The organism is Actinomadura sp. KC345, assembly GCF_004348515.1.
Lineage (GTDB): Bacteria > Actinomycetota > Actinomycetes > Streptosporangiales > Streptosporangiaceae > Spirillospora.
The window spans coordinates 16,771-36,368 of record NZ_SMKH01000043.1; the positions used below are offsets into that span (position 1 = coordinate 16,771).

At 72.9% G+C, this 19,598-nt stretch carries 16 protein-coding genes and 1 pseudogene; 8 read left to right on the forward strand and 9 right to left on the reverse strand.

Going from position 1 to position 19,598, the window contains the following annotated elements; all coding sequences use genetic code 11:
* Positions 1 to 7: 7 nt before the first annotated feature.
* Entirely contained in the window at positions 8 to 2,851 is a 2,844-nt protein-coding gene (locus tag E1281_RS10190; protein ID WP_131877033.1) for a DUF262 domain-containing protein, read from the reverse strand.
* 636 nt (positions 2,852 to 3,487) lie between these two features.
* On the opposite strand from E1281_RS10190, the pseudogene E1281_RS10195 reads away from it, so the two are divergent.
* Positions 3,488 to 4,126, forward strand: a pseudogene (locus E1281_RS10195) (SGNH/GDSL hydrolase family protein); the annotation flags it as partial.
* On the opposite strand, the gene E1281_RS10200 reads toward E1281_RS10195, so the two are convergent.
* Positions 4,125 to 5,372 carry a Cmx/CmrA family chloramphenicol efflux MFS transporter gene (locus E1281_RS10200; protein ID WP_131877034.1) on the reverse strand — a complete coding sequence of 416 codons (1,248 nt, stop codon included), beginning with the start codon at positions 5,370 to 5,372 and terminating at the stop codon, positions 4,125 to 4,127. The pseudogene E1281_RS10195 and the gene E1281_RS10200 overlap by 2 nt on opposite strands.
* Positions 5,373 to 5,649: 277 nt before the next feature.
* On the opposite strand from E1281_RS10200, the gene E1281_RS10205 reads away from it, so the two are divergent.
* Together E1281_RS10205 and E1281_RS10210 are read left to right on the forward strand one after the other, a co-directional pair.
* Positions 5,650 to 6,210 carry a TetR/AcrR family transcriptional regulator gene (locus E1281_RS10205; protein WP_243716792.1) on the forward strand — a complete coding sequence of 187 codons (561 nt, stop codon included), beginning with the start codon at positions 5,650 to 5,652 and terminating at the stop codon, positions 6,208 to 6,210.
* 2 nt (positions 6,211 to 6,212) lie between these two features.
* Positions 6,213 to 7,025 carry an amidohydrolase family protein gene (locus E1281_RS10210; protein WP_131877035.1) on the forward strand — a complete coding sequence of 271 codons (813 nt, stop codon included), beginning with the start codon at positions 6,213 to 6,215 and terminating at the stop codon, positions 7,023 to 7,025.
* Positions 7,026 to 7,046: 21 nt separating this feature from the next.
* Here the strand turns inward: E1281_RS10210 and E1281_RS10215 are convergent, their stop codons facing one another.
* On the reverse strand, positions 7,047 to 8,066 hold the full coding sequence (locus tag E1281_RS10215) for a lysylphosphatidylglycerol synthase domain-containing protein (protein WP_131877036.1): 1,020 nt from the start codon (positions 8,064 to 8,066) through the stop codon (positions 7,047 to 7,049).
* Positions 8,067 to 8,323: 257 nt separating this feature from the next.
* Here E1281_RS10215 and E1281_RS10220 point away from each other — a divergent pair, with 257 nt between their 5' ends.
* Positions 8,324 to 9,496 (forward strand): aminotransferase class I/II-fold pyridoxal phosphate-dependent enzyme, encoded by a 1,173-nt coding sequence (locus tag E1281_RS10220; RefSeq protein ID WP_131877037.1) that lies wholly within the window; start codon positions 8,324 to 8,326, stop codon positions 9,494 to 9,496.
* A 10-nt stretch (positions 9,497 to 9,506) separates the two neighbouring features.
* Here E1281_RS10220 and E1281_RS10225 read toward each other — a convergent pair whose 3' ends face one another.
* The 4 genes from E1281_RS10225 to E1281_RS10240 all read right to left on the reverse strand — a co-directional run bounded on the left by E1281_RS10225 (position 9,507) and on the right by E1281_RS10240 (position 13,700).
* Positions 9,507 to 10,463: an oxygenase MpaB family protein gene (locus E1281_RS10225; RefSeq protein WP_131877038.1), complete on the reverse strand. Its 957-nt coding sequence runs from the start codon at positions 10,461 to 10,463 to the stop codon at positions 9,507 to 9,509.
* 152 nt (positions 10,464 to 10,615) lie between these two features.
* Positions 10,616 to 11,806, reverse strand: a complete 1,191-nt coding sequence (locus E1281_RS10230; RefSeq protein ID WP_131877039.1) for a beta-ketoacyl synthase N-terminal-like domain-containing protein — start codon at positions 11,804 to 11,806, stop codon at positions 10,616 to 10,618.
* A 123-nt stretch (positions 11,807 to 11,929) separates the two neighbouring features.
* Entirely contained in the window at positions 11,930 to 13,018 is a 1,089-nt protein-coding gene (locus E1281_RS10235; protein WP_131877040.1) for a beta-eliminating lyase-related protein, read from the reverse strand.
* A gap of 118 nt (positions 13,019 to 13,136) precedes the next feature.
* The gene (locus E1281_RS10240; RefSeq protein WP_131877041.1) at positions 13,137 to 13,700 is read right to left on the reverse strand and encodes a hypothetical protein; all 564 of its coding nucleotides are present in this window, start codon (positions 13,698 to 13,700) and stop codon (positions 13,137 to 13,139) included.
* A gap of 621 nt (positions 13,701 to 14,321) precedes the next feature.
* Between E1281_RS10240 and E1281_RS10245 the strand changes: the two genes are divergently transcribed.
* Positions 14,322 to 15,815 (forward strand): helix-turn-helix domain-containing protein, encoded by a 1,494-nt coding sequence (locus E1281_RS10245; protein ID WP_131877042.1) that lies wholly within the window; start codon positions 14,322 to 14,324, stop codon positions 15,813 to 15,815.
* A 22-nt stretch (positions 15,816 to 15,837) separates the two neighbouring features.
* Here E1281_RS10245 and E1281_RS10250 read toward each other — a convergent pair whose 3' ends face one another.
* A complete protein-coding gene (locus E1281_RS10250) occupies positions 15,838 to 16,572 on the reverse strand; it encodes a histidine phosphatase family protein (RefSeq protein ID WP_131877043.1) in 735 nt (244 codons plus the stop codon).
* Between the two features lie 90 nt (positions 16,573 to 16,662).
* On the opposite strand from E1281_RS10250, the gene E1281_RS10255 reads away from it, so the two are divergent.
* Positions 16,663 to 17,028: a hypothetical protein gene (locus E1281_RS10255; RefSeq protein ID WP_131877044.1), complete on the forward strand. Its 366-nt coding sequence runs from the start codon at positions 16,663 to 16,665 to the stop codon at positions 17,026 to 17,028.
* A gap of 139 nt (positions 17,029 to 17,167) precedes the next feature.
* Positions 17,168 to 17,575, forward strand: a complete 408-nt coding sequence (locus tag E1281_RS10260; RefSeq protein ID WP_131877048.1) for a hypothetical protein — start codon at positions 17,168 to 17,170, stop codon at positions 17,573 to 17,575.
* A 26-nt stretch (positions 17,576 to 17,601) separates the two neighbouring features.
* Here E1281_RS10260 and E1281_RS10265 read toward each other — a convergent pair whose 3' ends face one another.
* Positions 17,602 to 18,390, reverse strand: coding sequence for an NERD domain-containing protein (locus E1281_RS10265; RefSeq protein WP_243716794.1), 789 nt, complete (start codon positions 18,388 to 18,390; stop codon positions 17,602 to 17,604).
* Between the two features lie 296 nt (positions 18,391 to 18,686).
* Here E1281_RS10265 and E1281_RS10270 point away from each other — a divergent pair.
* Positions 18,687 to 19,598, forward strand: a 912-nt coding sequence (locus E1281_RS10270; RefSeq protein ID WP_279433600.1) for a DEAD/DEAH box helicase, incomplete at its 3' end; no start/stop codon positions are given.

The following is a 19,598-nucleotide window of genomic DNA, read 5'->3' on the forward strand; positions in this document are numbered from 1 at the left end:
ACCGTCCTCAGGGGCGGTAGCCGGCCTCGGCCAGCCGGTGGTGGGCCCTGTCCCGCTCGTCTTCGGTGAACAGCGGCATGAAGCGCGGGTCGAGGACGTGAGTCTCCACGGTGAGGTCGAGGCGGTCGCGTTCGTGAAGGGCGGTGAAGCCGTCCGAGATGTGCGGGGAGGCCAGGAGGCGCTTGGCGGCGCCGACGCCGCCGTGCTCGGTGACCATGACCAGGAACGCGGAGGCGTTGTATTCGGCCTCGGTCTTGGTACGGGCGTACAGGAGCAGCATCGCGCTGTGGAACTCGTCGGCGAGATCCGCGCCTGCCTTTCCGGTGCCCGCTGTCTCCTCCTCTCGCGGGACGGCGGTGCCTACCTGGTCCATGAACCAGTCGAGGGCTTCCAGGAACGGCTTGAGGCCGCCACCGGACAGCACGGTGATGGGGATGCTGGGACGCTTGGAGATGCGGTCCCTGGAGATGTCCACGCCGCCGATGAGATTGAGGCGGCGGCGGAACTCCTCGCGCAGGGCGTCGTCGTCGAACGGCGGGCGTCTCGCGAGGTGCTGGAAGACCACCTCGATCTTCGCGCTGCGCGGGTAGAAGACGACGGGCCAGATCCAGCCGCGGGCGTCGGGGCGGTCGAGCCAGGGGATGCAGCTCGTCTCCGCCGTGCCGAAGCCGAGATCGCCGTTCCGGCCGGTCCAGTGCCGCAGGGCCTGGCCGACGGCGTCGGAGACGTCGCCGCCGAGGAGGGACAGTTCGTCCGCGAAGCGGTCCCCGTCCCGGTCGTCGTCGGGGTCATCGGGCGCGTCCATGCCGATGAGCCTGGCGAGGTCCTTCGCGGTGAGCCGCTGGGTGGGATCGGCGCCACCGCCCCCGGAGAAGGTCACGCCCTCCGCTTCGAGCGCGTCGCGGGGCGTTCCGGCGCGGCCGTCGGGCCAGCTGAACGACGGGGAGACCGTCCCCTCGGAGGTGAGGACGCGGTGGGCGTGCTCCAGGCCGGGACGGGAGGCCATGTAGGCTCCGACGCCGGCGGGGGTCGAGCCGATGACCGCGGCCAGATCGCCGAAACTCGTCCAGGAGCCGGTCGGGAGTTCGGCGAGCAGGCGACGGAGCAGGACCCACGTGCGGCGCTCGTCCTCAAGATCGGACGCGCCCGGCAGCGGCGCCGGCCACAGGGACACGCAGCGCCCGGTCAGGCTCTCCGCGCGTTCCAGGATCTGCGCCTTGCCCCAGCCCGGCGCCTCGGCGATCTCGCGGTTCATGCGCAGCGCGCTGGCGTCGAGGATCTCCTGCTTGCGGTGGAACGGGCTGTTGGAGAGCTTGGAGTTGTCGGCCGTCAGCGTCAGGTTGCCGAGCGTGTGCAGCAGCTCCGCGTGGAGTTCGGCGGGGCCGTCCTCGTCGGTCACTTCGGCGGACAGGAGGTCGATCCATTCCTGCGTGACGGTCTGCGGCATCACGTGCTCGATCGTGAGCCTGGCCGCCGCGAAATCGACCGGTTCGCTCGACCGGTGGCTTTGCTCCAGGCGCTTCAGTACGTAGAAACGCTGGTTCGGACGGCCGGACCAGTAGAACGGCCGCGTCCTTATGGCGCTCCGCAGCTGCTCGTCGGACGGCCAGTAGCGGCGCTTCCCTGACAGGTAGCGGTGCACGGCCTCGTCGATCGGCCGGTCCGTCTCCAGCTCCTTCGGGGCGCTGTTGAGGATCCGGTTGAGGTTGTTCGTCGGGATCCCGGCGATCATCCGGCGCACCAGGAAGCTCTCGACGTACGACAGCCCGCGGGTGACCTCGGCCGCCGTGGCCCGCTCGTGGTCGAGCAGGTCGAGCAGGTGCAGGGCGATGGGGAAGGTGATCTGCCCGCCCCACTCCTGCAGGCGCGCCAGGACCGCGCGGAGGTGCGCGTCCGCCTCCCGGGCGGGGTCGACCACCCGCATGAGCAGCCGGCCGCGCCGGTACAGCTCGGCGATCTCCCCTTCGAGGGCCGGCTCGCCGCCACGCTCGACGATCTCGCCGAGGCGGCGCTGCTGCGCGCGGTAGACCTCGCTCTGCTTGGCGCGGTAGTCGCCGCGGATCACCAGGTCGAGCCAGGCGAGCAGTTCAAGGTTCCCGGCGCCCAACTCCTCCTGCATGGGCAGCCAGATCTTGGTGTAGACGCGTTCGCCGATCGTCGGCAGCAGCATGAAGACGTAATTGCGCAGCAGATCGGTCTGGCTGAGCTTGACGCCGGTGTTGTTCAGCGACTCGAAGATGCGGTAGACGTTGTCGCCGTGCTCGGCCGTGATCTCCACGACGGACAGCCGGCCGCGGATGACGGTCTCCAGCCGCTTGAGCGCCGCCATGTCCCCCTCCGGGTCGGAGTCGATCAGGGCCTGCTTGAAGAACCGGTACGCGGCGCCGATGCCGTCGCTTCCCCCGGCCGTCACCCCGCTCTCCATGCAGGCGGTGAACGACTCCCGGTCGGCCTGGGTCGGCAGGAGCCGGAAATGGTCGAGGCCCTCGCGGTATTCGTTGACGAGGTACTGCTTGTGGACCCGGTCGGCCTCCCGGGGCGCGATCTCGCGGAACCTGTCGCGCAGGGCGCAGCTCGCGAGCATCAGTGTCGTCAGGCGTTGCTGCCCGTCGACGACCAGCCACCGCTGGATGTCGCCGGCCGACATCACGCCCGGCGCCAGGACGACCGAGCCGATGAAGTGCGGTGTGCGGTCCTCTCCGGCCGCGATGACCTCCGCGTGTTCGAGCACGTCGGCCCACAACCGCGTCCATTCCCGGTGTCCCCAGCTGTAGGTCCGCTGGTAGAGCGGGATCTGGAACTGCTTCTCACCCTCGATGAGCTTGAAGAAGGCGACTTCGTGGGCCTGCATGCGGCATACCTTCCGGGTCGGTGCCTCTGAAGCGAACGGGGTCGGTAGGGGCGTGTGATCGGCCCGCCGGAGGCCAGCGGCCTGCTCGTCGTCATGCTCGCCCGCCAGGGCGGTGCGCCGGTGGAGCGTGTACGCGGAGGACCCGCCCTTCCTTCCTCGCCTGGCAGCGGATGCGCGGGGAGCCTTGGGCGCGCCTGATGCGTGGGACGGCTTGCGCCGCACATGGGTTTACACGCACCACGAGTGTGTCTGTGAACTCGATCAACGCGTATATTAGCACTTGATCAACGATCTGGAACGGCCGGTTCGGGATCTTCGTGTCCTCGGTGGTGCGCGGCCGGGCGTCCCGGGTCGGTGAAGAATGGTGTTCAAGAAGGGCATGTGAGGCTTCTGGGGCTACTGGGGTTTGGGAGTGAATGCTTCCCAATTTGGGCCTTGACAAGGTCGGATTGGTGGGAGTCGTGGTTTTGCGTGGTGAATTACGACAAATGTTGTTGATCAGAGTGGGAGCTTGAGGGAATGGCGCGGGGGGTATAAGGCGGGGGACACAATTCGATACGTCGCTCCGGAGTGCAGATGCGTCTATCCCGCCCCCTTCTGTCCGCTTTCGGTGCGGTGACTCTCGCCGCCGGTTCCATGCTGTGGTCCGGGGCCGCCCACGCGGCCGGGCCCCACTACGTCGCCCTCGGGGACTCCTACTCGTCCGGCACGGGGGCCGGAAGCTACGACCCGGACAGCGGGGCGTGCAAGCGCAGCGCCAACGCCTACGCGAACCTGTGGGCGGAGGCGAACACCACGGAGTCGTTCACGTTCGCCTCCTGCTCGGGGGCGACGACCGCGAGCGTCGCCAGTGGGCAGCTCGGCGCGCTCAGCTCCTCCACGACGCTCGTCAGCATCACGGTCGGCGGCAACGACGCCGGCTTCAGCGACGTGATGCAGACGTGCGTGCTGAACTCGGCCTCGACGTGCCGGAACCGGGTCGCGCAGGCCGAGAGCTACATGCGGGACACCCTGCCGGGACGTCTCGACTCGCTCTACTCGAAGATCCGGTCGCGGGCGCCGTCCGCGCGCGTCGTGGTTCTCGGCTACCCGCGCCTCTACACGATCGTCGACTGGTGCGCGGGGATCGGCAACACGAAGCGGACCGCCCTCAACGGGGCCGCCGACACCCTGGCCGGGGTGACCCGGCAGGCGGCGGGCAGGGCCGGGTTCACCTGGTCCGACGTGCGGGACGAGTTCTCCGGGCACGAGCTGTGCTCCGGCGACGACTGGCTCAACGCGGTGACGATCCCGATCGAGTCGTCCTACCACCCGACCGCGCGGGGCCACCGCCTCGGCTACCTGCCCGCGATGACCGCCTCAGCCCGGACCGCCCTGAAGACGCCCGCCGGGAAGGACCAGCGGGCAGAAGCGTGACGGCGAGCGCGAGGGCCATGAGCGCCGCGCTCACCCAGACCGGTGAACGATAGCCGAGGCCCGCGCCGATCGCGGCGCCGCCGAGCCACGGCCCGGCCGCGGCGCCCACGTTGAACGCGGCGGTCGCGAAGCCGCCGGCCAGCGCCGGCGCGGCGGCGCCCCGGTCGAGGACGCGCATGATCAGCGCGGGTCCGGTGCCGAAGGCGACCATGCCCTGGACGAAGACGAGCACGATCACCGCCGCGGGGTTCCCGGCCGTCAGCGCGAGCGCGGCCCACCCCGCGGCGAGCGTTGTCATCCCGGCCGCGATGAGGGCGGCCGGATGCGCGTCGGCGATCCGGCCGCCGATGGCGGCGCCGGCGAAGGAGCCGGTGCCGAAGAGCGCGAGCAGGGCCGGCGTCCAGCCGCTCCCGAGGCCGGTGACGTTCGTGGCGAGCGGCGCGAGGTAGGTGAACGTGCAGAACGTGGCTCCCTGGAAGAGCGCGTTCACGGTGAGGGTGAGGGCGAGGCGCCCGTCTGCCAGGACGCGCAGTTCCCCGGCCGCGCTCGCGGCGGACGGGCGCTCCTCCGGGATCGCGATGGCGATGGCGATGAGCGCGGGCACCGACACGGCGGCGACGGCCCAGAAGGCGGCCCTCCATCCCCACTGCCCGCCGAGGAGCGCGCCCGCCGGGACTCCGGCGACGCAGGCGACGGTGACGCCGCCGACGACGACCGAGGTGGCGCGGGCGCGGGCTCCGGGCGCGGCCAGCGCGGTCGCGGCGGCGAGGGCGACGGCCCAGAATCCGGCGTTCGCGAAGGCCGCGGCCACGCGGGTGGCGACCAGCAGTGCGTAGTCCGTGGCGAGCGCGCCGGCGACGTGAACGGCGATGAACGCGCCCAGGAACACCAGGAGGGCGCGGCGGCGCGGCCAGCGGCGGGTGAGGAGCGTCATCGCGGGCGCGCCGACCACCATCCCGGCGGCGAACGCGGAGGTGAGCGCTCCGGCCGCGGGGATGGACACGTGCAGGTCGGCGGCGATGCCCGGCACGAGGCCGGCCAGCATGAACTCCGAGGTGCCCTGGGCGAACACGGCCAGCCCGAGGACGTAGACGGCGAAAGGCAAGGGTGACTCCCGAATCGGCGGAGGGGTCGCTGTCCGGTCGGGGAGAAGTGCCGGTACGGCCGTCCGGGGGCGTCACGGACGGCGACGGCGGAAAGGGGATCCCTGGCGCGTGATCGCGGTTCGAGGGCGGAGACCGTCCACTCCGGGCGGCCCGTTCGATGCGGGCGGCCTGGCAGCCGGCGTCCGGTCCGGCTCGGGACCGGAGACGGCCACGAGGCTAGCAGCCCGGAGAGGGACGGTGGCAGAATATTCTTCTAATGTGACAGAATAATGTTCTGTGACCGAGATCGGACGGGACAGGGTGCTGCGCGCGGCGCTGGAGCTGTTCGGGCGGGACGGGGTCGCCGGGACGACGCTCAGCAGCCTCCGGGCGGCGAGCGGCGTCAGCGTGGGCAGCTTCTACCACCACTTCGCGGGCAAGGAGCAGGTCGCGGAGGCGCTGTTCATCGAGTGCCTCTCGATGTACCAGGACGCCTTCCTGGAAGAGCTTCGGGCGCATGACAGCGCGCGGGGGGCGGTCCCCGCGGTGGTGGAGTTCCATGTGCGGTGGTGCAGGAAGCATCCCGGGCGGGCGCGGTTCATGTTCACCGAACGCCCGTCCGGGAGCGATGGGCTGGCCGATCGCAACCGGATGTTCTTCCGCGAGGTGCGCAACTGGTGGCGCGTTCAGGCGCGCCAGGGGGCGCTGATCGACGCGGACGTCGTGACCGCCTTCGTGCTGTGGCTCGGGCCCGCGCAGGAGTTGAGCCGGCTGTGGCTGAACGGCCAGAGCCCGGAGCCGGACGACGCGCAGGTCGCGTTGCTGAGCGAGGCCGCATGGCGGTCGGTGGGGAGATGACCATGGTGATTGACGCGTGGATGCAGCACGGGACGGTGCGGTTCCTCCAGCACGAGATGCTGGATTCGCTGTGGCGGTGGACGGGCCAGAAGCCTCCGGAGGAGGAGGTGCCCGTCGAGATGACGGTCGGTGCCATGGACGCCGGGGGGGTGGACGTCGGGCTCATCAGCGCCTGGTACGGCCCTGAGGGCGCCCTGGTGAGCAACGACGAGGTCGCCTCGTTCGTCGCACAGGCCCCGCCGGGGCGCCTGCACGGCATCGCGTCGGTGGACCTGCGCAAGCCCATGGACGCCGTCCGGGAACTGCGGCGGTGCGTCCGCGATCTGGGGTTCAGGGGCCTGCGCGTGGTGCCGTGGCTGTGGGAGCTGCCGCCCACCGACAGGCGCTACTATCCGTTGTTCGCCGAATGCGTGGAGCTGGGCATCCCCTTCTGCACGCAGGTCGGCCACACGGGCCCGCTGCGCCCGAGCGAGACGGGACGGCCGATTCCCTACGTCGACCAGGTCGCGCTCGACTTCCCGGAACTCGTCATCGTCGGCGGGCACATCGGATACCCGTGGACGGAGGAGATGGTCGCGGTGTGCCGCAAGCACCCGAACGTCTACATCGACACGTCCGCCTACACGGTGCGGAGGTATCCGCCGGAGCTCGTCCGGTACATGACCCAGGACAGGCGGCACAAGGTCCTGTTCGGCACGAACTTCCCGATGATGACGGCGGAGCAGGCACTCAAGGGCCTGGACGATCTGGAGCTCTCCGGCGACGCGAAGGAGGCGTTCCTGTCGGGCAACGCCGAGCAGGTCTTCCACCTCTAATGATCTACAACGTAAAGGTGCTCACCGGCGGAGCGTCCGACAGGTCAGCAAGCCCACCGGGACCGGCGCCCAGAACGTGACGGCCCGGAACAGCAGGACGGCGTGCAGGGCCGGGCCGGCGGCGATGCCCAGGGCGGCCAGCGCCGCGACGAGGGCGGCCTCGGTGGAGCCGACGCCGCCCGGCGACGGCACCGCCGAGCCGGCCGCCGCCCCCACCAGGTAGGCGGCCACGAGTGCGAGGACGTCGCCCGGCCCCACGCCCGTCCCGGGCACCGCGAAGGCGCTGAGCGCGAACGCCAGGCCGAGCACGAACGTGGTCGCGGCGGATCCGGCGAGGACCACCCCGAGGTCGCGCGGGCGGCGGCACAGGTCGGTGACCCCGGCGGCGGCCCGCCCGACCGCCTCGGAGCGCAGCGCGCGGCGTCCCCCCAGCGCGGCGGCCGGGAGCAGCAGCGCGGCGCCGATGAGCAGGGGGACGGGCGGGACGAGGCCGGCGGCGTGGGCGGTGTGCCGTCCCAGCGCGTCCAGGAGCCGGCCGTTCCCGCCGCCGAGCCCGAGGACCGCGCCGAGCAGCAGCAGGTCCGCGGGCACGCCCGCCACCTGCACGGCGGCGACGGTGACGGCGGCCCGGGGGAGCGGCAGCCCGCGGCAGACGAGGTAGCGGGTGTTGACCGCCACGGCGCCGAGGCCGCCCGGCGTGACGCGGTTGGCGGCCGCGGCGGTGAACTGCGTCAGCGTCGTCTGGTACAGCGGGATCGGGAGGCCGGACGCAGCGCGCAGCGCGACCGCGGAGCAGACGAAGTGCAGGACGGAGAGCAGGAGGAGTGCGGGCAGGAACGTCCAGCGCATCTGGCCGATCGCCGCCAGGGCCGCGCGCGGCGGCCCGGTGGTCGCCAGTGCCGCGGTGACGGCGCCGGCCAGCAGGATCCCGGCGAGGGTCCAGCGGACCCGGCGGGTCCGCCGGACGCGGGCGATGCGTCCGCCGATATCGGGAAGCTCGGCGGGGGCCGCGGTCTCAGCGCCGGAGGCGATCGTCTCCACACCTTATTGTTCGGCTACCTGATTGAAGAGTACGCGAAGGGCAGGCCTGCTCCCCGCGAACGCCGGTGGGACGTTGCCGCCGCCGGGCGTCCGCGGGTCGTGCCGCCGCCGGTCGTCACGGTCGGAAGGGTCCGCCCGGAGCGGGACGCCTTCTTGCGCGGCACGCCGTCTTTGACTCACACCTTAGATCTTTTTCACACTATGATTGGGCCCCGCTACACGGTGTGACGATCGCATGATGGGGGAGAGTGACGGCCATGACCAGCGCTCACCAGCGGCTGGGCGAACGCATCAGCCGCTTCCGGGGCACCAGGGGCGGACGCCGCCCGCCGCCGCCCAAGGCCCTCGGCAGCCGGGCGATCGTTCTCACCTGTAGCGACTACCTCGCGCTCGCCGAGCATCCGGCGATCACCGACGCCATGATCGCCAGCCTGCGGACGGCGGACGGCGCGGGGACGGCGGCGGCGCCGGGCCCGTGCCTGTCCGACGACCACCCGCAGATCGCGCTCGGCGCGGAGTTCGCCCGGCACATGGGCGCGCGCGCCGGCGTGCTGTGCCCGTCGGGATGGGCGGCCAACACCGGGCTCATGCAGGTGGTCGCCGGACCGGACGTCCCCGTCTACCTGGACGCCCTCGCCCACATGTCGCTGTGGGAGGGGGCGCGGACGGCGGGCGCGGAACTCGCCTACTTCCGCCACAACGACCTCGGCCACCTTCGCCGCCGCATCGAGGTGGGCGGCTCCGGGGTGATCGCCGTGGACGCCGTCTACAGCACCGACGGCACCGTATGCCCGCTGCCCGGACTGGTGGAGGTGGCCGAGGAGCACGACTGCCTGCTGGTGGTGGACGAGTCGCACTCGCTCGGCACGCACGGCGCGCGTGGGGACGGCCTCGTCGCGGCGCTCGGCCTCACCGGGCGCGTCGACTTCCGTACCGCGAGCCTCGCCAAGGCCCTGCCCGGGCGGGCGGGCCTGATCGCCTGCGACCGTCCCGGGTTCGCGGACTACTTCGTCCATACCGCGCTCCCTGCCGTCTTCAGCTCGACGCTGCTGCCGCACGACGTCGCGGGCCTCGCCGCGGCGCTGAAGGTCGTGCGGGAGGGGTGCCGCCGCCGCGACCGGCTGCGCGCCGTCACGCGGCGCCTGCGGGACGGCCTGGACGGGCTCGGCTACCGGCTCGTCGAGTCCGACTCCCAGATCATCGCGCTGGAGGCGGGCTCGGAGGCCGACGCGACGCTGATGCGCGACGCGCTGGCGGCCCGCGACATCTTCAGCGCGGCGCTGTTCCCGCCGAGCGCCTCCGTGGGCCGCACCCTCGTCCGCCTCTCGGCCCACGCGGGGCTGAGCGACGACGACGTGGGCCGGATCCTCACCGCCTGCCGGACCCTGCGGCCGCAACTGACCGAACGGGCCGCCGCTCCGGCGGGCTGACGGCCGGGCGTCACGCCGCGGGCTGGTACCTCTCGCGGCGGGTGTGGGCGCCGATGTAGCGGAGCATGCTGCGCAGGGCCCAGTGGTTGACGCCGGTCGGCATCATGCGGTACCCCTGCCGGTTGGCCAGGGCGAGGGCGGCGAACTGGGCCTGGTCGAGGGGCGTCCAGGGGATGTCGAAGCGCTGCCGGACGATCGTGGGCAGGCAGCCGAACGTGAGCAGGCGCAGCGGGCGTTCGATGACGAGGCGTCCGGCGCGGTCGAGGCGGGGGCCGCCCACGGGCAGGACGGCGATGGTGTCGGAGCCGTGCTTGGCGATCTCCAGGCCGCGGGCGGCGGCCGGGGTCAGTTCGAGCTGCTTGGTGCAGACGTGCCAGAACTTGGACTGGAAGGACGCGTAGTCGGCGGGGACCGGGCGCATGCTGACGCCGTAGCGGGAGTACCAGGTGACGGTCTCGGCGTACATCTGCTCGTGGTCCTCGGCGGTGAGGGCGCCGGGGTGGAACGTCTCGGCCGCCTTGAAGATCTCCCAGGTGAACGTGGCGTGCGCCCACCAGAACGTCTCGGGCTCAAGCGCGTGGTAGCGGCGCGCGTGCTCGTCGGTGCCGCCGATGGCGCGGTGGAGGTCGCGGATGGTGCGGGCGCGGGCGTCGCCGTCCGGGGCGAGGATCGTCGCCCAGATCTGCGGGACGGACCGGTGGATCCGGTCGAACGGCGCGTCGAAGAAGGCGGAGTGCTCGTTCACGCCCGCGCCGATGCCGGGGTGCATGAGCTGCATCAGCCCGGCGGCGGCGCCGGGGAGCAGCGAGCGCATGTCGGCGGCGTGGCGCCACAGCAGCGTGCCGGGGCCGAGCGGGGCCCGGGCGACCGCGCGGGGACCCGTTCCGAAGCCCGTGCCGGAACTCGTGCGGGGCTTCGCGCGGGCGGCGGCCGTGACCACCGTGGGCTGGGGGGACGGGCCGGGCATCACACCTCCTGGCAGTGACCACTTACTGCGAGGATAGCCCAGCTGAGACAAGAGTCAATATTTGTCGCACGTCCACCCGCCCGCCCCGTTGACTTGCGGCGTGTTGTTGTCATGGAACCTGCCATAACAACAACACGCCGCAAGTCGACGTGCTAGGTGGCGGGCTTGTAGACGGCCACGGCGCAGGCGCTGCCCAGGCCGATGTTGTGCTGGAGGGCGACGCGGGCGCCGTCCACCTGGCGGTTCCCGGCCTTGCCGCGCAGCTGCCAGGTGAGCTCGGCGCACTGGGCGAGGCCGGTGGCGCCGAGGGGGTGGCCCTTGGAGATCAGGCCGCCGGACGGGTTGACGACCCACCTGCCGCCGTAGGTGGTCGCCTGGTCGTCGACGAGCTTGTGGCCTTCGCCGACCTCGGCCATGCCGAGGGCCTCGTAGGTGACGAGCTCGTTGGCGCTGAAGCAGTCGTGGAGTTCGATGACGTCGACGTCCTCGATGGACACCTGCGCCTGGTCCATCGCCTTGCGGGCGGCGAGCCGGGAGACGCCGAACCCGACGACCTGGATGGAGGAGTTGTCGGCGAAGCTCTCGAGGGTGTCGGTGGCGATGTGGTGGCCCGCGATCTCGACGGCCTGGTCCCACAGGTCGTGCTCGTCCACGAACCGCTCGCTGACCACGACCGCGGCGGCGGCGCCGTCCGAGGTGGGGGAGCACTGCAGCTTGGTCAGCGGATCGAAGATCATCGGGGCGTTCTTGACGTCGTCGAGGGAGTACTCGGTCTGGAACTGCGCGTACGGGTTGTTGACCGAGTGCTTGTGGTTCTTCCAGCCGATCCAGGCGTAGTGGTCGGGCGTGGAGCCGTACTTCTCCATGTGCTCGCGACCGGCGTTGCCGAACATCTGCGGCATGGGCGCCTTGTCCATCTCCCACTCGCGGCCCGCGGTCATCGAGGTGAGGTGGTGGTCGATGATGGTGACCTTGGAGCCCTCCATGCCCGCGCCGAGCGAGCCCTTCTTCATCTTCTCCATGCCGAGCGCGAGCGCGCAGTCGGCGAGGCCGCCCCGGACCGCCTGGCGGGCCAGGAACAGCGCGCTCGATCCGGTGGCGCACGCGTTCTGGACGGTCATCACCGGGATGCCGGTCATGCCGGTCTCGTAGAGGGCGCGCTGCCCCATCGACCCGTACATCGAGCCGGCGTAGGCCATCTCGATCTCGTCGTAGGCGACGCCGGCGTCCTGCAGGGCGTTCCCGACGGCCTCCTTGGCCATGTCGGGGTACTCCCATTCGCGGGAGCCGGGCTTCTCGAACTTGGTCATGCCCACGCCGACGACGAAGGTGCGGTTGGCCATCAGGCTCGCCTCCTGTACCGAATCATGTTCGGTACACACGATAGACCCGCCGGGCCGCCCGGCGCTGCCCCCGTCCCGGCCGCCGGGACGGGGCGCGGGGGCGGGGGCCGGCGAGTGCGCCGGTCAGGCGGAGGTCTCGGCGGCGAGCGCGGCGGCGAACGCGTCGACGTCGGCCTCGGTGGTGTCGAACGAGCACACCCAGCGGACCTCGCCGGTCCGCTCGTCCCAGGTGTAGAACGGGAACCGCTCGCGCAGCCGCTCCGCCGCGTCCTTCGGGACGATCGCGAACACCGCGTTGGCCTCCACGGCCCGCGTGATCTCCACGCCGGGCACGCCGCGGGCGGCGGCGGCCAGGCGGGCGGCCATGGCGTTGGCGTGCGCGGCGTTGCGCAGCCAAAGGTCGCCGTCCAGCAGCGCGGTGAGCTGCGCGGAGACGTACCGCATCTTGGACGCCAGCTGCATGCTCGACTTGCGCAGGTACGCCACCCCGCGCACGGCGCCGGGGTTCAGCACGACGATCGCCTCGCCGAGCAGGAGCCCGTTCTTCGTGCCGCCGAACGACAGGACGTCCACGCCCGCGTCGGTGGTGAGGGCGCGCAGCGGCAGGCCGAGCGAGGCGGCCGCGTTGGCGATGCGCGCGCCGTCCATGTGCAGCGCCAGGCCGCGCTCGTGGGCCGCGGCCGCGACGGCCGCCGTCTCCGCCGCCGTGTAGACGGTGCCCAGCTCGGTGCTCTGGGTGATCGACACGGCGGCGGGCCGGCGGCGCTGGACGTTGTCGAAGCCGGTCGCGTGCGCCTCGACCTGCTCGGGCGCCAGCTTTCCGTCCGGTGCGGGCGCCGTGACCAGCTTCAGGCCCGCGATCTTCTCGGCCGCGCCGCACTCGTCGGTGTTGACGTGCGCCGATTCCGGGCACACGACCGAGCTCCACCGCTCCGACACCGCCTGCAGCGCCACCACGTTCGCGCCCGTCCCGTTGAACACCGGGAACACCTCGGCCTGCTCGCCGAAGTGCCGCCGGACGACCTCGCGGAGCCGCCCGGTGACCTCGTCGTCCCCGTACGCCGGCTGGTGCCCGTCGTTGACGGCGGCCAGCGCCGCGAGGACGTCCGGGTGGACGCTCGCCTGGTTGTCGCTGGCGAAGCCCCGTCCGGGGGAACCGGGCGCGGAGGGGGTGCGGCGATTGGCGCGGTGGCCGGTCGGGGGAAGCGTCATGCGGCCATTCTCCTGGACACCGCGGGTGCAATTTCCCGGGCCCTCCGGTTTTGCGCGTGCGGCCGTTTCCGGCGTACGGCAGGGCGCCCTGTGCGGCGGCCTCGAGGGCCGTCGCGGGTCAGGCGGGGCGGTCGGTGATGTTCTGCACCGGCGCGGGCGCGGCGTCGGCCGGGGGGTCGGCGGAGCGCAGCGGCATCCGGGCGCGCATGGCGTCGAGGTCGTCGCCGAGCCGCGCCATGCCGGCCTGGAGGTCGCGCCACAGCCCGGTCCGCTGCTCCACCTGCGCGATCTTGGTCCGCAGGTCGGCGATGCGCCGCTCGGCGGCCTCCAGCCGGGTGCGGTGGGCGGCGGTGTCGCGTCCGGTGCTGATCAGGCTGGTCGCGACCGCGGCCAGGTCACGCTCGGTGTCGTCCATCCGCTCGTCGATGCGCGGCAGCAGCCGGTCGTTGAGCTGGGCGACCAGCGAGTCGAGTTCGGCGCGCAGGGCGCGCAGCTCGGCGTCCTGGTCCCGGACGGTCTGCTCTAGGATGGCCACGCGCTCGATGTAGGAGGGCAGGAGCCGCCCCAGCTCCGCTGACCGTTCCAGATCTCGGCCGAGCCCGGCGAGAAGGCCCGCGCCCTCGCGCAGACGGCGCTCCGCCTCGGCGGCGGCTCGGCGGACGAGACCCGGGATCACGGTCATGGCGCTCCCTCCAGGGGCCGGTCGAATGGATTCTCCTTAAATCCTAGGCGAACCGCGGGTGAACATTTAATGAACCGGTGCGTTTATTTCCGGGGCCGGGCGTGCTTTCGGACGGGCGCCTGGCCCGCGGGCCTCGGCGGCGTCCCGCCGCACGAGCACAGGCCCCGCCGGACGATGAGCCAGGCGCGTTCGGCGGTGTAGTCGGACCGGCTCAGTGCCGGGCGGACGCGGTGACAGGTCAGGCAGAGCATGCGTCGTCGATCCTCCCCGTGGTGCAGGGAGCGTCCGAGCCCCGTCGCAGGCTCCGCCCGTCCCGCCGCCCCGCTCACGATCCCCCCCGGACGCGTGCAGGACGGCGGGACCCCCAGGACGGCCTGTCGGCTCCCCATCGCGGCCCACGCTACGCACACCCAGGTTGCATGCACGTTGCGACGGTCCGACTACGCAACGTGTCCGATTTGGTCGGTGAGATATCCGGAATCGGTTGCGCTGCGCCCGTGGATGGGCCGATCCTCAGACAGACCGAGGTTCACTCCGGGGGAAGAGACTGAACCTTTTCATCCGGCGTGGGCGCCAGATCCCTGACCCGTGCAACCCTGCCGACGACGAAAAGGTCCACACATGGCGGTGCCCAAGCCGGCGGACGTCCGGCCGCCGATCTCCGAGTCGTGGCGGCGGTCCCTCGACGCCGGCGTCGACGCGGACGTCGAGGCGGCGCCGCTGGTGTTCGACCGGGACGTCATCGCCGACGCCCGCGAGGCCCACCCGCTCGACCCGCACGTGCCGGTGCTGAACGGCCTGCTGCGCCGGGTCGCCGACGAGGCCGAGCACCTGCTGGTGATCACCGACGACGCCGGGCACGTGCTGTGGACGCAGGGCCCGCCCGCCGTGCGGCGCGAGGCGGCGGCGATCGGGCTGATGGACGGGTTCCGCTGGTCGGAGGACGCCGTCGGCACCAACGGAATCGGCACCGCACTGGCCGCCGGGCGGCCCGAGTTCGTGTACGCCGCCGAGCACGTCGCGCACGTCCTGCACCGCTGGTCGTGCGCCGGCGCGCCGGTCACCGACCCCGACACGGGGCGGGTGATCGGCTGCATCGACGTCAGCGCGACCGTGCGGACGCTGCATCCGGCGACCGCCGCGCTCGTCGCCACCGCGGCCCGGCTCGCCGAGGCGCGGCTGGAGAACGAGATGCGGCGGCGGGACGAGCGGTTGCGCGAGCGGCTCCGGCCGCACCTGCGGGGACTGCGGGGCACCGGCCTGCTCGTCACCGCCACCGGCCGGATCCTCACCGGCGCGGCGGACCCCTGCCTGCCCGGCGGTGCCCCGGCCGCGGGGAAGGCATGGCCGGAGGGCTGGTGGGGGCGGCGCGTCACCCTTCCCGCGTGCGGGGGGACGGTCACCCTGCCCGACGGCCGGACCGCGGTCGCCGAACCGCTCGGTGAGGCGTTCCTGCTGCGCCTGCCCGGCCCTCGCAGGGCGGGCGGGAGCGCGCCGTCCGCCGGGGACGCCGCGGCCCGGACCGCCGGCCCGGGGCCGCTGCTGACGCTGTCGTTCCTCGGCGAGGGCCGCCCGCACGCGCACCTCGGCGGCCGGCCGATCCCGCTGACGCTGCGGCACGCGGAGATCCTCGCCATGCTCGCGCTGCATCCACGCGGGCTGACCGGCGACGGGCTCGCGCTTGGCCTGTACGGCGAGGACGGCAGCGCCGCGACCGTCCGCCCCGAGATCCACCGGCTCCGCCAGCAGCTCGGCGACGTGGTCCGCGCCCGCCCCTACCGGCTCGGCTGCACGGTCGAGGCCGACTTCCTCACCGTCCGGCGGCTGCTGGACGAGGGGGACGCCGCCGGTACCGCGCGGCTCTACACCGGCGAGCTGCTGCCCCACTCCGACGCGCCCGCCGTCCGGGCCGAACGCGACGAGCTGGCGGTGCGCGTCCGGCGGCAGATGCTCGACCGGGGCGGCGTCGGCGCGCTGTGGGCCTACGCCCAGACCGCGCCCGGCCGCGACGACCTGGAGGTGCTGGAGCGGCTGCACGACATCCTGCCGCCGGACGACCCCCGGCTGGCCGCCGTGGCGTCCCGCCGCGACCGCCTGCTCGACGGCGAAGCCTGACCGGCCGTGCCGGCGGCGCGGGTCAGGCGGACGGGACTCCGGCGTTGACCAGGTGGGCGGTGTCGTTGTAGCAGACGGCCTGCAGGTTCGCGCCCTCCTGCCGCCACCGGGTGACCGAGGCGTTGCCGACCGACTCCTTCTCGTCGAGTTCCATGACCTCCCGCTCGGTGAGTTCCTCCACCAGGTAGCGGGTCATCGCGACGATCGCGTCGTGCGTGACGACCATCACCCGCCCGCCGGGGGCCGCGGCCTCCAGATCGCGGTAGAAGCTGCGCAGCCGCAGTGCCAGGTCGGCCCACGACTCCCCGCCGGGCGGCCGGTAGTAGAACTTGCCGAGGCGCCGCAGCCGGGCGGCCTCCTCGGGGAACCGGCGCTCGACGCCGATGGCCGTGAGGCCCTGCAGCGCACCCTGCTCGCGGTCGCGGAGCCGCTCGTCGATCTTGAGTTCGAGCCCGGCGGGGTCCTGCGGCGCCGCGTAGGGCGTCTGGGCGAGCGCGATCCTCGCGGTGTCCACCGTGCGCACGTAGGGGGACGCCACGACCAGCGTGGGGCGCTCGTCCTGCGGGAGCCGGGCGAGCCAGAGGCCGAGCCTCGCCGCCTGGGCGCGGCCTGTGTCCGACAGCGGGACGTCGGGGTCCCGTTCGGGGATGCCGGCCTCCTCGGCGTCCGTGCCGTCAACGGCCTGGTAGGCGACGTTGCCGGTGCTCTCACCGTGCCGGGTCAGGTTCAGCCACTGCAGCGCGTTCACGCCCGCCATGCTGCCATGCCGCCGCGAGCATGCCGCCGCGAACCGGGCCGAGCCGGAGCGATGCGGGCGTCCTCTACGACCGGTAGTACTCTCGTGCCCGTGACCAACGTCCTGGCCACCGTGATCATCGTGGTGGCGCTGCTCGCCGCCGGCTACGCCCTCGTGGCGGCGCTGCGCAACCGGGCGATGGACCCCGCGCAGCTGATCTCGCTCGCCGTGCTGGAGATCCTGCTGGTCGCGCAGGCCGTCGTCGGGTTCGTCAAGCTGTCCGGCGACGAGGGGCCCGCCGACTCGGCCACGTTCGTCGGCTACCTCCTCGGCGTCCTGCTCATCCCGCTCGCGGGCGCCGGGTGGGGCCTGCTGGAGCGCACCCGGTGGGGTTCCGCGGTGATCGTGGTCGCCGGGGCCGGCGTCGCGGTCATGATCGTCCGGATGAATCAGCTGTGGAGCGGGACCGGTGTCTGATCCCCGCCGAGCCCGTCCCGGCGACGAACCGGACCCGGCCTCCGGCGGCGGGGCCCGTGCGGACGGCGGCGCCCGCGCCGGCGTCGGCGCCCGCACGGGCGGCGCGGCCCGCCCCGGCACCGGCGGGGGGCCGGGACGGGTGCTGGTCGCCGTCTACGGAATCTTCGCGCTCGCGGCCGGTGCCCGCGCGGCCGTGCAGATCGCCACCCGCTTCTCCGACGCGCCGCTCGCCTACGCCCTGTCGGCGTTGGCCGCGGCCGTCTATGTCGTGGCGACGGTCGCGCTGGGCCTCGGCGGCCGCAGGTCGTTCCGGGTCGCCGTCGCCGCCTGCGCGATCGAGCTCGCCGGCGTGCTGGTCGTGGGCACGCTCAGCCTCGCGGACCCCGCGGCGTTCCCCGACGAGACCGTCTGGTCCGCCTACGGGCGCGGCTACGGATACGTCCCGCTGGTGCTCCCGGTCGTGGGCCTGCTGTGGTTGCGCCACACCGCCCGCCAGGGTGGCGGGCCCGGAACGGGCGGTGGGCGCCCTGCGGACGGCGGCGTGTGAGCCCTCCGGCCACAGGTGTCCGATGATCACGCGGCGTCCGTCGACAGCGCGGTGGCCGCCGGTGGCGTGATGCGGCCGCCGATGGGGAGCGCGTGGACGGCGGCCCGTGTGATCGCCTCGACCTCGTCGGGGGAGTACGCGGCGGCCGGGTTGCGGCTCATCCAGCGGAGCAGCCTCAGCGGCGGCGCGAACACGATCCCGTCGGCGGCGAACGGCGTCCTGGCGAGCTTTCCGCCGTGCACGGCGAGGACCGGCCGCACCTTGACCGGCACCTCCGAGACCCGCGAGATCAGGTCGGCGGCCGCGTCGGCGCGGGCGGTCAGCGCGCCCACGAGCTTGGACTGGGTGCGGCCGTCGATGAACAGCCGGCCTCCGTGCGGGGAGATCTCCGCGTCCGGGTGCCAGGCCTCGTTGTGCACCAGCCAGACGCCGCCCGGCCCGAACACCAGCTGGTCGGCCTGGCCGTGCCCGGGGACCGTCCGCTCGTACAGCACCCGGTGGCCGCGCCGCTCCAGCGTGTGGCGCAGTATCCGGCTCATCCGATCCTCGCCCCGCAGTCCGAGCCGCCACACCCGGGACGCCTTGTAAACGCGCCAATGGACGAGGGCGTCCGCGGACGCCACGAGGGCGGCCATCGCGATTCCGAATATGGCGCTGACGAGCATCCCGCACAGTATGAGCGTCGTGCCCGCCAGAATTGCGCGGGTCCGCAATCTACCCTTTCGGCCGCGCTGCCAGAGCTCCTCGTATACGGCCTGGGGTGAGCCGCCGGTGAACGCGGCCCGGTCCCTCAGGTAGATGGAGCTGCCGATCATGACACCCTCCCCAGCACCTGCGATGACGCCCTCATTATGGGGATACGTGAAGCATTGCCGCTACACTTCACAAGGTGACGTAAATCAAACGGGAGAGCAAGAGCGGGTCTTGAAAGCATTGCCCACCTGCTGTTTCTCCGCGGTTGCGCGGACGCTTCCTGGGGAGAACTTTAAGCGCCGCCATCGAACGCCTGAAAGGCGCGATGCAACTATCACCGCAAGGCTCGGAGTCCTTTTCATCGCGGTTGCATTTCCGGCGCGGGCGACCACCCGCGGGTACCGGGCAGACTGGTCCGATGCACATCAGCGCCGCCGAGAACCTCCCCGTCCGTAATGCGGTCCCCGCGCTGCGCGCGGCGCTGGAGGACCGGGGCGCGGCCGTGCTGGCGGCGCCTCCCGGCACCGGCAAGACCACCCTCGTGCCCCTGGCGCTCGCCGGGCTCGCCCTCGGCGGCCCGCCCGCCGCGGGCAGGGTCCTCGTCCTGGAGCCGCGCCGCCTCGCCGCCCGCGCCGCGGCCCGGCGCATGGCCTGGCTCCTCGGCGAACGCGTCGGCGAGCAGGTCGGGGTCACAGTCCGCGGCGAGAACCGCCCCGGCGCCCGCGTCGACGTCGTCACGACGGGCGTCGTCCTCCAGCGGCTCCAGTCGGACCCGGAACTCGCCGGCGTCGGCACCGTGATCCTGGACGAGTGCCATGAGCGGCACCTCGACGCGGACACCGCGCTGGCGTTCCTCCTGGACGTCCGCGCCACGCTCCGCCCCGACCTCCGCCTGGTCGCCGCGTCCGCGACCGTGGACACCGGTCCCTGGGCGCGCCTCCTCGGCGACGGCGGCCCGGCCCCGGTGGTGGAGACGCCGGCCGCGCTGCACCCGGTCGAGACGGTCTGGTCGCCGCCGCCCCGGCCCGCCGCCCCGCCCCACGGCATGCGCGTCGACCCGGCGTTCCTCGCGCACGTCGCCGGCACGGTCCGCCGAGCCCTGGCCGAACGGGACGGGGACGTCCTGTGCTTCCTGCCCGGCGCCGGCGAGATCGCCCGCGTCGCCGGCCTGCTGGGCGACGTCGCGGCCGAGGTCCTGCAGGTGCACGGCCAGGCGCCGCCGAAGGTCCAGGACGCGGTCCTCGCCCGGTCCTCCCACCGCCGCGTCGTCCTCGCGACCTCCGTCGCCGAGTCGAGCCTCACCGTCCCCGGCGTCCGGACGGTCGTGGAC